This window comes from Mycolicibacterium pyrenivorans, from assembly GCF_025821625.1.
Taxonomy (GTDB): Bacteria; Actinomycetota; Actinomycetes; order Mycobacteriales; family Mycobacteriaceae; genus Mycobacterium; species Mycobacterium pyrenivorans.
Map to the genome: position 1 here is coordinate 19,623 of NZ_JACKSH010000119.1, position 15,984 is coordinate 35,606.

Below are 15,984 nucleotides of genomic sequence, written 5' to 3' on the forward strand. Positions count from 1 at the left end.
AATGTGACCAAACGCGGCCTCAGCGAAGATGTTCCCGCAGGAAGGCGATGTCGTCCTTGCGCCCCTCGTCAGCGGTCTCGCAGATCACCGGCGCTCCTGCCGCCTCGACGACGGCGACCAGCAACTGCGGATCGATCTGGCCGGTGCCGAAGTTGGCGTGGCGGTCTGCACCCGACCCCGCCGCGTCGCGCGAGTCGTTGCAGTGCACCAGATCGATGCGGCCGGTGATCGCCTTGATCCGCTCGACGGCGTCGACCAGCGCCTCCCCCGCCGCCCAGGCGTGGCAGGTGTCGAGGCAGAACCCGATTCCCGTGTCGCCGATGTGGTCCCACAACCGGGCGATGGTGTCGAAATGCCGGGCCATCGCGTGATCACCGCCCGCGGTGTTCTCCAGGTAGACGGGCACGTCGGTGTCGAGGCTCGCCAGTGCCTTGACCCAGCGCTCGAATCCGGCGTCCATGTCGTTGTCGTCGGCGTGGCCGCCGTGGACGATGACCGCGGTGGCGTCGATCGCCGAGGCCGCGTCACAGGTGTCCTGCAGGATCTTGCGGGACGGAATCCGGACCCGGTTGTTGGCCGATGCGACGTTGATCAGGTACGGAGCGTGCACGTAGATCGGCGTCGACGACGCCTTGAGCACGTCGGCGTCCTCCCGCGGCGGCGGCTTCTTCCAGCTCTGCGGATTGCCGAGGAAGAACTGCACCACGTCGGCGCCGTCAGCCTGCGCTGCGGCCAGGGGATCGTCACCGTGGACATGGGAACCAATGAGCACGGCGTCGAGTCTAGTGACGCGCACCGACGCCGCCGAGTGCCGGGCACCGACAACGCCGACGACTTCAGCCGACCGCTGGGCCCCGACTCGGACTTCACCTCCGTGGTCAAGCCGTACGAGGAGGCGGCGGGCGTCGTCGTCAAGGGCTCCGAGGTCCGCTGAGCCGGGCGGTCACCGCGGACAGCACCGGTTGCGCTTCCGCGAAGAAGGTCCCGAGATGCGTCCCGCCACCGATGACGTCGACTGTGGCGCCGACCAGCGAGTCGACATCGGCGTGCACGTGCGGCACGATCCAGTCGTCGGCGCCGACGTAGAAGTGCGCCGGGCACCTGATCGACGCGGGGTCGATGAAGCGGTCGGGCCGCATCGAGCCCTCGACGGCCGCGGCCACCGCAGGCGCATCGTTGCCGTCCTCGATCATCTGCATGAACGCCGCGTCCGACACGCCGAACACCCGCCACAGGCTCGCCCAGTCACCCGCCCGCAGATGCTCGGCCAGCGGTGCCAGCATGCGGCCGACCTCCTCCCGGTACGCATGCATGGCGTAGCCGCCGACCACGATGCCGTCGACGCGCTGAGGATGGCGACTCGCCAGCCCACACGCCAGCCACCCGCCACGCGAGTAACCCCAGACGGTCGCGCGCGCCGCGCCCTCGGCGTCGAGCACCGCGCACAGATCGGCGGTGACACCGTCGACCGTGTAGGAGTCGGCGTCATGCGGGCGGTCGCTGCCGCCGTGCCCGAGGGGATCGACGTTGATCACGCGCCACCGGTCGGCCAGCGCCTTCACGTAGCCGACATCGGCCCAGTGCCTCGCCGCCAGCATCGTTCCCGCGACGAGCATCAGCGGAGGACCGTCGCCGTCGACGGTGTAGTGGATGCCGAACCCCCGCGACATCGTCCGCATACCGTCGAGTGTGGCGCACGAAAAAACCCCCGCACCGGGCGGGGGTTTTTCCGTTGTGACTAGTGGTAGTCCTACCGATAATCCGAGTAGCCGTAGTCGTCCAGCGGCACCGCGGCACCGGTGGCCTGGCCGAAGTCCGGGCTGTAGTACTGATCCTCGTAGGACGGGATCGTGTACGCGGCGGCCCTGGCTTCCTCGGTCGGCTGCACCTGGATGTTGCGGTAGCGGCTGATGCCGGTACCGGCCGGGATCAGCTTGCCGATGATCACGTTCTCCTTCAGACCGTTGAGCCTGTCGCTGCGGCAGTTGATCGCCGCATCGGTCAGGACCCGAGTGGTCTCCTGGAACGACGCCGCCGACAGCCACGAATCGGTGGCCAGCGACGCCTTGGTGATACCCATCAGCACCGGGCGACCCGCCGCGGGCTCGTTGCCCTCGGCGACGACCCGACGGTTCTCCGACTCGAACTCGCCGCGCTCGGTCAGCGAGCCGGGCAGGAACTCCGTCGCGCCCGAATCGATGATCGTGACGCGTCGCAGCATCTGCCGGACGATGACCTCGATGTGCTTATCGTGGATCGACACACCCTGGGCGCGGTAGACCTCCTGGACCTCCCGGACGAGGTGGATCTGCACCTCGCGGGGACCCTGGACGCGCAGCACCTCATGCGGGTCGGCGGAGCCTTCCAGCAGCTGCTGGCCGACCTCGACGTGGTCGCCGTCGGTCAGCAGACGCTCGGAGCCGTCCTCGTGCTTGAACACCTTCAGCCGCTGACGACGGGAGAGCTTGTCGTACACGACCTCCTCGCCCCCGTCATCGGGAACGATGGTGATCTTGTAGAACTTGTCGCTCTCCTCCAGGCGGATCCGCCCGGAGACGTCGGCGATCGGGGCGCGGTTACGCGGAACGCGCGCCTCGAACAGCTCCTGAACACGGGGCAGACCACCGACGATGTCGGCACCACCGGTGACACCACCCTGGTGGAAGGTACGCATCGTCAGCTGCGTGCCGGGCTCACCGATGGACTGTGCGGCCACGATGCCCACCGCCTCGCCGATGTCGACCAACTTGCCGGTCGCCATCGAACGGCCGTAGCACATCGCGCACACGCCGGTGCCCGTCGCGCAGGTCAGCACGGAGCGGACCTTGACCTCGGTGATACCTGCGGCCAGCAGCGCATCGATCGCCGGGTCACCCAGGTCGTGACCACGCTCGACGACGACGTTGCCGTCGGCGTCGACCGCGTCGGTGGCCAGCGTCCGCGCATAGGCGGAGGTCTCGATGTGCTGATCGCGGACCAGCGGACCCCCGTCCTGCAGTTCGGCCAGCGTGACGTTGATCCCGCGCTCGGTCTCGCAGTCGGTCTCGCGCACGATGACGTCCTGCGACACGTCCACCAGACGACGGGTCAGGTAACCCGAGTCGGCGGTACGCAGGGCGGTGTCCGCGAGGCCCTTACGGGCGCCGTGGGTGTTGATGAAGTACTCCAGCACCGTCAGGCCCTCACGGAACGAGGACTTGATCGGACGCGGGATGAACTCACCCTTCGGGTTCGTCACCAGGCCCTTCATGCCGGCCAGCGTCCGCGTCTGGGTGAAGTTACCCGTGGCGCCCGAGTCCACGATCGTGATGATCGGGTTGTCCTTCGGGTAGTGCGACCGCAGCGCCTCGCCGACCTCTTCGGTGGCGTCCTGCCAGATCTTCACGAGTGCCTCGTTGCGCTCGTCCTTGTTCAGCGCGCCGCGCTGGTACTTCTTCTCGATCGCGTCCGCTTCCTTCTCGTAGCGGTCCAGGATCTCCTGCTTCTGCGGCGGCACCAGCACGTCGGCCATCGACACCGTGACACCCGAACGGGTGGCCCAGTAGAAGCCGGCGTCCTTGAGCTTGTCGACGGTCTGCGCGACCACGATCATCGGGTAGCGCTCGGCCAGATCGTTGATGATCCGCGCCTGCACCTTCTTGTGCTGCTGCTCGTTGACGAACGGATAGCCCCTCGGCAGCAGCTCGTTGAACAGCACCCGGCCCAGCGTCGTGTCGGCAGTCCAGGCGTCGCCCGGCTTCCAGCCGTCGGGGAACCGCTCGGCCTCGACCTCGGCGGGCGGACGCAGCTGCGTCAGCCGCACCCGGATCTTGGCCCGCACCGACAGCGCTCCGCGGTCCATCGCCATGATGGCCTCGGCAGGCGAGCTGTACACGCCCGACTCCGGCTGATCCTTGGCGGCGGGCACGAACTGGCCGGTGTCGCCCTCGATCTCGGTGGTCAGGAAGTACAGCCCGGTCACCATGTCGAGACGCGGCATGGCCAGCGGGCGGCCCGACGCGGGCGACAGGATGTTGTTCGAGGACAGCATCAGGATGCGGGCCTCGGCCTGCGCCTCCGCGGACAGCGGAAGGTGCACGGCCATCTGGTCGCCGTCGAAGTCGGCGTTGAACGCCTCGCAGACCAGCGGGTGCAGCTGGATGGCCTTGCCCTCCACCAGCTGCGGCTCGAAGGCCTGGATACCGAGGCGGTGCAGCGTCGGTGCACGGTTCAGCAGCACCGGGTGCTCGGCGATGACCTCTTCGAGGACATCCCACACCTGGGGACGCTGGCGCTCGACCATGCGCTTGGCGCTCTTGATGTTCTGCGCGTGGTTCAGGTCGACCAGTCGCTTCATCACGAACGGCTTGAACAGCTCGAGGGCCATCAGCTTCGGCAGACCGCACTGGTGCAGCTTGAGCTGCGGGCCCACGACGATGACCGAACGACCGGAGTAGTCGACGCGCTTGCCGAGCAGGTTCTGACGGAAGCGGCCCTGCTTGCCCTTGAGCAGATCGGACAGCGACTTGAGCGGACGGTTGCCGGGCCCGGTGACGGGCCGGCCGCGGCGGCCGTTGTCGAACAGCGCGTCCACCGACTCCTGGAGCATCCGCTTCTCGTTGTTGACGATGATCTCGGGCGCACCCAGATCGATCAGTCGCTTCAGGCGGTTGTTGCGGTTGATCACGCGGCGGTACAGGTCGTTGAGGTCGGAGGTCGCGAAGCGTCCACCGTCCAACTGCACCATCGGGCGGAGCTCCGGCGGGATCACCGGCACGGCGTCGAGCACCATGCCCATCGGCGAGTTCCGGTTGCTCTGGAACGCCGCGACCACCTTCAGGCGCTTGAGGGCGCGGAGCTTCTTCTGGCCCTTGCCGTTCTTGATGGTGTCGCGCAGGCTCTCGGCCTCGGCGTCGATGTCGAAGTTCTCGATGAGCTTCTTGATCGACTCCGCGCCCATGGCGCCCTCGAAGTACTCGCCGTAGCGGTCCTGCAGCTCGCGGTACAGGAGCTCGTCGACGATCAGCTGCTTGGGAGCCAGCTTGGTGAACGTCGTCCAGATCTCCTCGAGCCGGTCCAGCTCACGCTGGGCCCGGTCGCGGAGCTGACGCATCTCCCGCTCGCCACCGTCGCGGACCTTGCGCTTGACGTCGGACTTGGCGCCCTCGTCCTCGAGCTCCTTCATGTCGGCCTCGAGCTTCTGCGCCCGGGCCTCCAGGTCGGCGTCGCGCTGGTCCTCGACCGCCTTGCGCTCGACGGCCATCTCGGCCTCCAGCGTGGACAGCTCGTTGTGACGCATCTCGGTGTCGACCGCGGTGATCACGTAGGCGGCGAAGTAGATGATCTTCTCGAGATCCTTCGGCGCCAGATCCAGCAGGTACCCCAGGCGCGACGGGACGCCCTTGAAGTACCAGATGTGGGTGACCGGTGCGGCCAGCTCGATGTGGCCCATCCGCTCACGACGCACCTTGGCGCGGGTGACCTCGACGCCGCAGCGCTCACAGATGATGCCCTTGAAGCGCACCCTCTTGTACTTGCCGCAGTAGCACTCCCAGTCGCGAGTGGGTCCGAAGATCTTCTCGCAGAACAGGCCGTCCTTCTCGGGCTTGAGCGTGCGGTAGTTGATGGTCTCAGGCTTCTTGACCTCGCCGTAGGACCAGTTACGGATGTCGTCCGCGGTGGCCAGACCGATGCGGAGTTCATCGAAGAAGTTGACGTCTAGCACGTAACTCCCTTTCCCCTTGCGGGACTAGAAAAGAAAATCGAAATTAGGCCAGGTCCTCGACGGACGCGGATTCGTTGCGCGACAAGTTGATGCCCAGGTTGGCAGCAGCCCGCTCCAGGTCCTCGTCGTCACCGTCACGCATCTCGATCGCGGCGCCGTCAGACGACAACACCTCGACGTTGAGACACAGCGACTGCAGCTCCTTGAGAAGCACCTTGAACGACTCCGGGATGCCCGGCTCGGGGATGTTCTCGCCCTTGACGATCGCCTCGTACACCTTGACCCGGCCGACGGTGTCGTCGGACTTGATGGTCAACAGCTCCTGCAGCGTGTACGCAGCGCCGTAGGCCTGCATGGCCCAGCACTCCATCTCACCGAAGCGCTGACCGCCGAACTGCGCCTTACCGCCCAGCGGCTGCTGGGTGATCATCGAGTACGGACCGGTCGAGCGCGCGTGGATCTTGTCGTCCACCAGGTGGTGCAGCTTCAGGATGTACATGTAGCCGACCGTCACCGGGTACGGGAACGGCTCGCCACTGCGACCATCGAACAACTGCGACTTGCCTTCGGCGTTGACCATCACGTCGCCGTCACGGTTGGGCAGCGTCGAGCCAAGCAGGCCCTCCAGCTCACCCTCGCGCGCACCGTCGAAGACCGGGGTGGCGACGATGCTGTCCGGCTCCGAGGAGTACAGGTCCTTGGGCAGGTTCGACGCCCATTCCGGGACACCCTCGGCGACGTTGATGTTCCAGCCCGCCTTGGCGACCCAGCCCAGGTGTGTCTCGAGGATCTGGCCGATGTTCATCCGTCGCGGCACACCGTGCGTGTTCAGGATGATGTCGACCGGGGTGCCATCCGGAAGGAACGGCATGTCCTCGACCGCCAGGATCTTGCCGATGACGCCCTTGTTGCCGTGGCGTCCGGCGAGCTTGTCGCCGTCGGAGATCTTGCGCTTCTGGGCCACGTACACGCGGACCAGTTCGTTGACGCCGGCGGGCAGCTCGTCGTCATCCTCGCGGGAGAACACGCGGATGCCGATGACCTTGCCGGACTCACCGTGGGGCACCTTCAGGGAGGTGTCGCGGACCTCGCGGGCCTTCTCACCGAAGATGGCACGCAGCAGGCGCTCCTCGGGGGTCAGCTCGGTCTCGCCCTTCGGCGTCACCTTGCCGACGAGGATGTCGCCGTCGCGGACCTCGGCGCCGATGCGGACGATGCCGCGCTCGTCGAGATCGGCCAGCACCTCGTCGGAGACGTTCGGGATGTCCCGGGTGATCTCCTCGGCGCCCAGCTTGGTGTCGCGGGCATCGATCTCGTGCTCTTCGATGTGGATCGAGGTGAGCACGTCCTCTTCGACCAGACGGTTCGAGAGGATGATCGCGTCCTCGTAGTTGTGGCCCTCCCACGGCATGATCGCCACGAGCAGGTTCTTGCCGAGAGCCATCTCACCGTTCTCGGTGCACGGTCCGTCGGCGATGACCTGGCCCGCCTCGACACGCTGCCCGGCGTCCACGATCGGACGCTGGTTGGCGCAGGTGCCGTGGTTGGAGCGGGCGAACTTGCGCATCCGGTAGGTGTGCCGGGTGCCGTCGTCGGCCATCACGGTGGCGTAGTCGGCCGAGACCTCCTCGATGACGCCCGCCTTGTCGGCGACGACGACGTCGCCGGCGTCGATCGCGGCGCGCAGCTCCATCCCGGTGCCGACCAGCGGTGCCTCGCTGCGCACCAGCGGAACCGCCTGGCGCTGCATGTTGGCACCCATCAGGGCACGGTTGGCGTCGTCGTGCTCGAGGAACGGGATCATGGCCGTCGCGACCGACACCATCTGGCGCGGCGAGACATCCATGTAGTCGACCTCGGCGCTCGACACGTTCTCGACCTCGCCGCCCTTACGGCGGACCAGGATGCGCTCCTCAGCGAAAACGTCGGCACCGGCTTCGTTGCGCTTCGTCGGCGAGTTGGCCTGCGCCACGACGTGGCGGTCCTCCTCGTCGGCCGTCAGGTACTCGATGTCATCGGTAACAACACCGTCGATCACCTTGCGGTAGGGCGTCTCGATGAAGCCGAACGGGTTCACCCGCGCGTACACCGACAGCGATCCGATCAGACCGATGTTCGGACCCTCGGGGGTCTCGATCGGACACATCCGGCCGTAGTGGCTGGAGTGCACGTCGCGGACCTCGAGACCGGCGCGCTCACGGGACAGACCACCGGGGCCCAGCGCCGAAAGGCGGCGCTTGTGGGTCAAACCGGAAAGCGGGTTGTTCTGGTCCATGAACTGCGACAGCTGGCTGGTCCCGAAGAACTCCTTGATCGCCGCCACGACGGGACGGATGTTGATCAGGGTCTGCGGCGTGATCGCCTCGACGTCCTGAGTGGTCATCCGCTCGCGGACGACGCGCTCCATGCGGGACAGGCCGACGCGGATCTGATTCTGGATCAGCTCGCCGACGGTGCGCAGACGACGGTTACCGAAGTGGTCGATGTCGTCGGTCTCGACGGGCACCTCGGCCCCGCCGGGAGCGGTCATCGTCTTGTCGCCCTGCTGCAGCCGCACCAGGTACTCGATGGTGGCGACGACGTCCTCTTCGGTCAGCGTCGAGCTGGTGATCGGCTGGCCGACGTTCAGGCCGAGCTTCTTGTTGACCTTGTAGCGGCCCACCCGGGCCAGGTCGTAGCGCTTCTCCTTGAAGAACAGGTTCTCCAGCAGGGTCTGCGCCGACTCCTTGGTGGGCGGCTCGCCCGGGCGCAGCTTGCGGTAGATGTCCAGCAACGCCTCGTCGGTGCCCGCGGTGTTGTCCTTCTCCAGCGTGCCCATCATGATCTCGGAGAAGCCGAAGCGCTCCACGATCTGCTCGTTGCTCCAGCCCAGCGCCTTCAGCAGCACGGTGACCGGCTGGCGGCGCTTGCGGTCGATGCGCACACCGACGGTGTCGCGCTTGTCGACGTCGAACTCGAGCCACGCGCCGCGGCCCGGGATCACCTTGACGCTGTGCAGCGTCTTCTCGGTGGACTTGTCGATCGACTCGTCGAAGTACACACCGGGCGACCGGACCAGCTGGCTCACCACGACACGCTCGGTGCCGTTGATGATGAAGGTGCCCTTCTCGGTCATCATCGGGAAGTCGCCCATGAAGACCGTCTGGCTCTTGATCTCGCCGGTGTTGTTGTTGATGAACTCGGCCGTGACGAACAGCGGCGCCGCGTACGTCATGTCCTTGTCTTTGCACTCGTCGACCGGGGCCTTGACCTCGTCGAAGCGCGGGTCGGAGAACGACAGCGACATCGAGCCCGAGAAGTCCTCGATCGGCGAGAGCTCGGTGAGCACCTCTTCGAGGCCACCTACGGGGTTCACCTCACCGCGGCCAATCGCATTGGCACGCCAACGCTCAGAGCCGATCAGCCACTCGAACGAGTCGGTCTGCACATCGAGAAGCCCCGGAACCTCGAGGGGCTCGCGAAGCTTGGCGAAAGAAATCCGATTTGGTGCTCCGGGAACGGAGTTATTGGTGGTAGCTACTTCTGACTCGATCTGGCGGGACCCTGCCAAGATGCATCCTTCCAGCACCTCATGCGACGATCAGGAACCGGATGAGACCGGACCATTTGTCGCTATATCTGCGTCGGTTCGGCTGGCCAATCAGGCCCCGAGACTCTGACGCACGGCACGCGACCAAATGACTGAGCCAAAAGGGGCTCAGGCGTAGTCCACGTGTGGCGGGCGGGTTAGAGGCAACGAGTGGGCAGGATGCAGCCAGCGCAACGTCCAACAGTAGCGCAGGACGGCATATTCCTCAACATCCGCAAGCAGAGACGCTCAGGCGCTGGCTGGCGGCCCTGATAACTCTCATCCCTGCATACATTGCTGGGCAATAGACTGGCCCGGTTTCGTCCTTCCGTCAAGAGATAGAAGCGTGTTGGGTGCGGAAAGAGAAGAGATTTCCGCCGAAGGCGCGACGCAGCTCGCGAAGTCGATGCCGAAGATGATGTTCGAGAAGAACTGGAACACCTTGTCCACAAACCTCAGCCTCTGGGGCGGGCCCGGTATCACGTAGGCCGTCGCCGTCCCGCGGGCGGTCTCGATCTCCAGCAGCGTCCCCGCCGCGCCGTAGTAGGGCGACGCCTGGGTACCCGCGAACATGTCGTTCACCCACGACGCACTGAGGATCTCGGAAGCCTTGACGTTCTCGGCCCGCGACCACCCGGTGACCAGATAAAGCCCCGCCTGGATCAGCGGATTGCCGCCCACCATCATGTCGGAGTGCAAACCGCCGACGAGGCGAACGCCGGCGAACATGCCGGGCCGTTCCGCCTCGAGCGCGTCGCCGGCGGCCCCGTTCATGTTCCAGTAGTAGGCCTTGCCCGCGAGGTTGTAGATCGGCACCTCGTCGGGCAGCTTGGCCAGCGCCTCGGGCATCACGTCGCCGAAGCCCACCCCGTCCAGCATCACCACGCCCGCCAATTCGTCGATCGTGCCGTTGCCCACCATGTATCCGGCCGTACCTGCGGCCAGCCCGCCGCCGGCGGAGTGCCCCATGAGCACGACCTTCTCCACACCGTCGAGCAGCACGGCGCTGTAACCGGCCGCCAGCGCGCTGTCGGCCAGGGCGGTGTCGCCGTCGGCGAACAGGTCCGCCACCGCCTTGTGCATCGGCGAACCGCCGACCCAGCAGCCGTCACAGGCGAAAAAATTGGAGGTCAGCGACGTCGTGACGACGATGCTGTCGGTGGCCTCGGCCAGCCGCGCGGCGGTGTAGCTGTAGAACGGCCCGGCGGCCAGGAAGCCGTGCTGCAGGTAGATCAGGCGGGTGGGCGTCGGACCCTCCGGCACGAACCAGTTGGCGGGCACCTCGTACCCGTCGCCGCAGTCGATCTCCAGCCTGGAGCTGTGCACCGTGACCGTGCTGCCCCGGGGCAGCAGAGGCGGACCCCCGAACACCCTTATCGCGACCGAATACAGGTTGAAGACGATGGTCCCGACCAGGCTGAGCAGTGTCTGCCTTGGGACGGTGGCGGTGGTCGCGGGTTCGGGATCGACCGCGGAGACCGCCGCCAGGCGCGCGACCGCCGGCGTCGGCCGGGTCGTCGCAGCCGGCTCCGGTTCTGTCAGGTCCGTCTCCGGCGTGGATGCCACAAATTCCGCGACGGATTCGGCGACGGGTTCGGGATCACCGGATTCCTCGGCCACCTCGACGGCGGGTTCGGTGGGCGGGCTCACGGGCTGTGTCAGTTCGGGTGAAGCCTCGTCGGCCTCCGCGCTCGAGTCACTGTTGGAGCCTTCGGTGCTGTCCTCGTCGTCGTCGGTCTCCGGCGCGGGATCGGTCTCCGGTGCGGGATCGGTCTCGGTGTCCCCGAGAGCGACGCCGTCGTCCTGATCCTCGTCTTCGTCCTCGGTGTCGGTGTCGGTGTCCCCGGTGTCGGTGTCGCCCGTCCCCGGATCGGCCGGTGCGTCCTCCTGCTCGGACGACTCCGCCTTCGTCGACTCGGAAGTAGACGTCTCACCGCCGGCGGCAGGCTCCGTGGCAGCGATCGCCACGCTGGCCCCTGTGAGCACCGCGGCCGACATCCCAGCCGCGACCACGCCGGCGCCCACCCACATCGACATCCGGTCGAACATCACACCCCCTGCTCAAATCGGGCAAACCGTATCGTGGCTCCGCTTGCCCGCATCGCTCATTGCGGGAATCAGACGGACTCAGACGGACTCAGACGGACTCAGACGGACGAGGTGTAGGTGCGCCGCGCGGCCGGCGCCTCCGTTCGGGTCGTCAACTGCCGCCACCACCAGCTCGAGAGGATGTGCCGAGTCGACCCCTTGCCGTCGTACAAGCCCGCGGTGCGGGTGCCGGCGAACATGTCGGTGATCCATCCCGTGGCGAGAACCCTGTTGGCCAGGACGTCCAGCGGCGACGAGAAGCCGGTCGCGAAGTACGCGACCATCTGCAATGCCCCACTGGTGCTCTGCATCGCATCGGAGTGCTGTCCACCCCGCATCGTGACACCGGTGAACATGCCCGGCCGCAACCGGGCGAGGCGTCTGCTGGCGTCTCCGTACCAGTTCCACGAGCTCGCCTCGCCTGCGAGGTTGTACACAGGGATGGACAGCGGGATCTTCCCCACGTCATCGCTCATCAAACTGAGCGTTTGAACGCCGTCCAACATCACCACGCCGGCCAGGTCATCGGTGTTGCCGAGCTCGGCCATGTAGCGACCAACCATCGCGACCAGGCCTCCGCCAGCGGAGTGGCCCGCGAGCACGACCCGCGTGGGAAGAATCCCGGCATACCCGGCGGCCTGTGCGCTCGCGTTGAGAGCCGCGCGGTCGCCGGTGAACAGGTCGGCGATGGCCCGGCCGGTCTGTGGCCACTCGAGCGGGTAGTTCTCGAGATCGAAGAAGTTCCACGTCAGCGTGGGCGCGACGACAATGCTGTTGGTCTTGTCCGCCAGGTACGCCGCGGTGGCACTGTAGAACCTCGCCGAGGCGAGGAAGCCATGCTGGAGGTAGATCAGGCCGGTCGGCTGCTCGTTGCCCTTGGGGATGTACCAATCTGCGGCAATGGTCCCGCCGTCTCCGATGGTCAGCGTCGTGCTCGCGACGCGCACCTTGCTCCCGAGAGGGACCCGGACCGGCCCGGCGAGTGAGTGCATCGCGTTGGTGTAGAAGTTGTAGAACCTCGTCCCGATGCCGTTGAGGATGTCGAGCAGGTTCGGCGCGTCGGGATCCAGCGGCGGCACCTCCGCGGCAGCCAGCCGCATCACGACCGCGCCCTCTGAGGATCCGAGATCGGTCTCGACCGTGGTCGGCTCGGGGAGTGCCTCCTCGGGTGCGCGATGCCTGCCCGCCGGCGAAACCTCCGCCGTGGTCGACTCAAGCTGTGTCTCCTCGGGTGCGTGATGCCTGCCCGCCGGCGAAACCTCCGGTGTGGTCGACTCGGACTCCTCGACGGCCCCGGAGGCGTCCGGTTCGTCGAGCGCGGACTCCGGCGAATCCACGACGTCATCGGCCGTCGGCGGCGTGCCCTCCGACCCGCCGTCGTCGTCGCGGGTGCGATCCCTGCTCCTGCCGGAAGTCCTCGTCGCCGGTTCCGGGTCGGACTCCTCGGACTCCTCGGACTGCTCGGACTCCTCGGACTCTGAAGAATCCGTCTTCGACGTGTCGTCGTCGGCATCGGATCCCGGTGTCGTTCGCGTCTGCGTGTCGCGTCCGCTGTCGGAATCGCCTGCTCCTGACGACGCCTGGGCACCTGAGGTCGTCGACGACCCGTCATCCGCGGCCGCGACGCCGGCACCTGCCAGCATCGCTGCTGAAACTCCCCCCGCCAGTACGCCTGCCCCCAACCAGACCCGATAGCGGTCGACCATTGCTCTCCTGTTGTCAGAAATCGCTGGGCATCACCGTGCAGTCGTCACGCGGACGGATTCCGTGCGGACTTATGCGATTCTGGCAAACTGTATAGCGGAGCAGAACATCGTCGCAAGACTTCCGGGCAAAAATTGACGCCCGCGGCGCACATTGACATTCAGACTGTTGAATGCGGTTTGCGCGTTCGCTTCAAGATCACCTGGTCAGCGATCTGCGCCCGGTAGAAATCAATCCGTGCAGGACCATCGCGATCTAGCAACGGAGATCCCGGGCGTAACACCGGTCCCGCGAATGTGCCACACCGTCTGGATCTCAGATTGCTGAAAATTCACCCTGGCGGATTTCGGGAGCGACGAGACACCAGGCCGCTCGTCAGGTACCTCGAAGGCCGTCAGCTGGAGACGAATCACCGGCCCGGGGATTCCCGGGCCGGTGAGTCAGCGGAGAGAGATCAGCGCTCGCCCGCGACGGGGATGCGACCCGTGGGCGCGTCGTCCTCGGCGCGGTGGTGGTGCGACGGCTCGCCGGCGAACTCGTGCGCGGCGTACTTGTGGGTGCCCTCCAGGTCGTCGCGGATGGCTTCCTGCGCGGCGGGGGGCAGCGTGTGCATGATCTCGCGGACCCGCGCCTGACGGCGGCCGACGGCCTTTCGTTCGGGCATGCCCGGCGTGGCCTGGATCTGCGGGGGCACGCCCTCGATCTCCTCGACACCACCGTCGTGGTGTCCGGCGTCGGCCATGGCCTGCTCCTCGGCCATCGTGCCTTCGTCCTTCTCCTCGGACATGCCGATCGGGCCGAGGCGGCGACCGTTGAGGAACTGCTTGACGACGGGCTCATCGCTGGTCAGCAGCACCTCGCGGGGGCCGAACATCACCAGCTTCTTGCGGAACAGCATGCCCATGTTGTCGGGCACGGTCCGGGCGATGTTGATGTTGTGCGTGACGATGAGGATTGTGCAGTCGATCTGGGCGTTGATGTCGATCAGAAGCTGCGAGAGATAGGCCGTACGGACCGGGTCGAGACCGGAGTCGGGCTCGTCGCAGAGGATGATCTGCGGGTCGAGCACCAGGGAGCGGGCCAGACCGGCGCGCTTGCGCATACCGCCGGAGATCTCACCGGGGAACTTGGTTTCGTCACCGCCGAGACCCACCAGGTCCAGCTTCTCCATGACGATCTGACGGATCTCGCTTTCCTTCTTCTTGGTGTGCTCACGCAAGGGGAAGGCGGTGTTGTCGTACAGGCTCATGGAGCCGAACAGCGCACCGTCCTGGAACATCACGCCGAACAGTGTCCGGATCTCGTAGAGCTCCTTGGCAGAGCACTCGATGATGTTGGTGCCGTCGACGATGATCTTGCCGCGCTCGGGGCGCAGCAGGCCGATCAGCGACTTGAGGAACACCGACTTACCGGTACCGGAGGGGCCGAGCAGGACGCTGACCTCACCCGCGGGGAGGTCGAACGTCACGTCCTCCCAGATTCGCTGGGGACCGAAGGACTTCGTCAATCCCTCAACCTGAATACCAATGCCCACGCGAATTCCTCTCGCCAGTGCCAGACGCCACGCCACATGTTCCCCGCCTGTGGCTTGAGTCACTGTAACCTACGCGCCCACGCGACAACACTCGGTCTGCGAACACCCGACCGCAGACCCCTCGAAACGACTGTAGGGCCGGTCTGTTTGCCAGACCAGCCCTACAGCTGATGTTGTGCACTGTGCGTCGGCCGGAACCGACGTCAGCGAACGAACTACTTGACGGTGACCGAAGCGCCGGCAGCCTCGAGCTTGCCCTTGGCCTCCTCGGCGGCTTCCTTGGTGACCTTCTCGAGCAGCGGCTTGGGAGCGCTGTCGACCAGATCCTTGGCTTCCTTGAGGCCCAGTCCGGAGACGATCTCGCGGACGACCTTGATGACGCCGATCTTCTTCTCGCCGGCACCCTCGAGGATGACGTCGAACTCCGACTGCTCCTCGGCGGCCTCGGCCGGGGCGGCACCGCCGGCGGCGCCGGCAGCGGCGACGGCGACCGGAGCCGCGGCGGTGACCTCGAAGGTCTCCTCGAACTTCTTGACGAACTCCGACAGCTCGAGCAGCGTCAGTTCCTTGAATGCCTCGAGCAGGTCGTCAGTGGACAGCTTGGCCATGATGGTCCTTCCTGGTTTTTAACTTCTTGGCTGGTGGGTGGTGCTTCTGTGGCAGATCGGAGCAGCCGCTACGCGGCTTCTTCGGCGGCCTTCTTCTCTTGCAGTGCGGCTGCCAACCGTGCGACCTGCGACGCCGGAGCGTTGAACAGGCCTGCGGCCTTGGACAGGTTCGCCTTCATCGCGCCGGCCATCTTGGCCAGCAGAACCTCGCGGGACTCGAGGTCCGCGATGCGGTTGACCTCGTCCATGGACAGCGCTCGGCCGTCCATGTAGCCGCCCTTGATGACCAGCGCCTTGTTGTCCTTGGCGAAGGTCTTGATCGCCTTGGCGGCGTCGACGGCCTCGCCCTTGACGAACGCGATCGCGGTGGGACCGACGAACAGTTCGTCGAGGCCCTCGACTCCCGCCTCCGCCGCGGCACGCTTGACCAGCGTGTTCTTGGCGATGGTGTACGTGGCGGAGTCACCGAGCGAACGGCGCAGATCCTTGAGGTTGGCGACGGTCAGCCCGCGGTATTCGGTGACGAGCGTCGCCGTCGCCTCCTTGAACTGCTCGGCGATGTCGGCAACCGCGGTGGCCTTTTCAGCCTTGGCCATGCATGCCTCCTCGTTGGGTGTGTTCCGCCGGTCGCGCGAGAACTCAGCAGAAGCCCGGAAACGACGAACGCCCCGACACAGACAGGTCGGGGCGCACAAGAAGCTAGCCTCGTCCTCCTGCGTGGGCCGCCCGGGGTGAGCCGGGACCTTCAACCGATTCTCGAGTACTTGCTCTTCGCGCA

The 15,984-nt window shown here is 66.3% G+C and carries 10 protein-coding genes; 1 reads left to right on the forward strand and 9 read right to left on the reverse strand.

Annotated elements, in window-relative coordinates:
- Positions 1–19: 19 nt before the first annotated feature.
- Positions 20–772, reverse strand: a complete 753-nt coding sequence (locus tag H7I57_RS14755) for a deoxyribonuclease IV (RefSeq protein WP_264024298.1) — start codon at positions 770–772, stop codon at positions 20–22.
- On the opposite strand from H7I57_RS14755, the gene H7I57_RS14760 reads away from it, so the two are divergent.
- A complete protein-coding gene (locus H7I57_RS14760) occupies positions 755–934 on the forward strand; it encodes a hypothetical protein (protein ID WP_264024299.1) in 180 nt (59 codons plus the stop codon). The genes H7I57_RS14755 and H7I57_RS14760 overlap by 18 nt on opposite strands.
- On the opposite strand, the gene H7I57_RS14765 is transcribed toward H7I57_RS14760, so the two are convergent.
- The 8 genes from H7I57_RS14765 to rplJ form a co-directional block, all read right to left on the reverse strand.
- The gene (locus H7I57_RS14765; RefSeq protein WP_264024300.1) at positions 912–1,679 is read right to left on the reverse strand and encodes an alpha/beta fold hydrolase; all 768 of its coding nucleotides are present in this window, start codon (positions 1,677–1,679) and stop codon (positions 912–914) included. The genes H7I57_RS14760 and H7I57_RS14765 overlap by 23 nt on opposite strands.
- Positions 1,680–1,750: 71 nt before the next feature.
- Positions 1,751–5,704: a DNA-directed RNA polymerase subunit beta' gene (locus H7I57_RS14770; RefSeq protein WP_264024301.1), complete on the reverse strand. Its 3,954-nt coding sequence runs from the start codon at positions 5,702–5,704 to the stop codon at positions 1,751–1,753.
- A gap of 43 nt (positions 5,705–5,747) precedes the next feature.
- On the reverse strand, positions 5,748–9,272 hold the full coding sequence (gene rpoB, locus H7I57_RS14775) for a DNA-directed RNA polymerase subunit beta (RefSeq protein ID WP_264024303.1): 3,525 nt from the start codon (positions 9,270–9,272) through the stop codon (positions 5,748–5,750).
- Positions 9,273–9,551: 279 nt separating this feature from the next.
- Positions 9,552–11,321: a hypothetical protein gene (locus H7I57_RS14780; protein WP_264024420.1), complete on the reverse strand. Its 1,770-nt coding sequence runs from the start codon at positions 11,319–11,321 to the stop codon at positions 9,552–9,554.
- Between the two features lie 98 nt (positions 11,322–11,419).
- Positions 11,420–13,003, reverse strand: a complete 1,584-nt coding sequence (locus H7I57_RS14785) for an alpha/beta hydrolase (protein ID WP_264024304.1) — start codon at positions 13,001–13,003, stop codon at positions 11,420–11,422.
- 515 nt (positions 13,004–13,518) lie between these two features.
- A complete protein-coding gene (locus tag H7I57_RS14790; RefSeq protein ID WP_264024305.1) occupies positions 13,519–14,598 on the reverse strand; it encodes an ABC transporter ATP-binding protein in 1,080 nt (359 codons plus the stop codon).
- Between the two features lie 215 nt (positions 14,599–14,813).
- Positions 14,814–15,206, reverse strand: a complete 393-nt coding sequence (rplL, locus tag H7I57_RS14795) for a 50S ribosomal protein L7/L12 (protein ID WP_264024306.1) — start codon at positions 15,204–15,206, stop codon at positions 14,814–14,816.
- A gap of 68 nt (positions 15,207–15,274) precedes the next feature.
- On the reverse strand, positions 15,275–15,802 hold the full coding sequence (gene rplJ, locus H7I57_RS14800) for a 50S ribosomal protein L10 (RefSeq protein WP_264024307.1): 528 nt from the start codon (positions 15,800–15,802) through the stop codon (positions 15,275–15,277).
- Positions 15,803–15,984 lie beyond the last annotated feature (182 nt).

Excerpts from the sequence above, each read along its gene's own strand:
- H7I57_RS14760 (WP_264024299.1), top strand. The coding sequence starts at position 755 with ATGGGAACCAATGAGCACGGCGTCGAGTCTAGTGACGCGCACCGACGC.
- H7I57_RS14765 (WP_264024300.1), bottom strand. The coding sequence starts at position 1,679 with ATGCGGACGATGTCGCGGGGGTTCGGCATCCACTACACCGTCGACGGC.
- H7I57_RS14780 (WP_264024420.1), bottom strand. The coding sequence starts at position 11,321 with ATGTTCGACCGGATGTCGATGTGGGTGGGCGCCGGCGTGGTCGCGGCT.
- H7I57_RS14785 (WP_264024304.1), bottom strand. The coding sequence starts at position 13,003 with ATGCTGGCAGGTGCCGGCGTCGCGGCCGCGGATGACGGGTCGTCGACG.
- rplL (WP_264024306.1), bottom strand. The coding sequence starts at position 15,206 with ATGGCCAAGCTGTCCACTGACGACCTGCTCGAGGCATTCAAGGAACTG.
- rplJ (WP_264024307.1), bottom strand. The coding sequence starts at position 15,802 with ATGGCCAAGGCTGAAAAGGCCACCGCGGTTGCCGACATCGCCGAGCAG.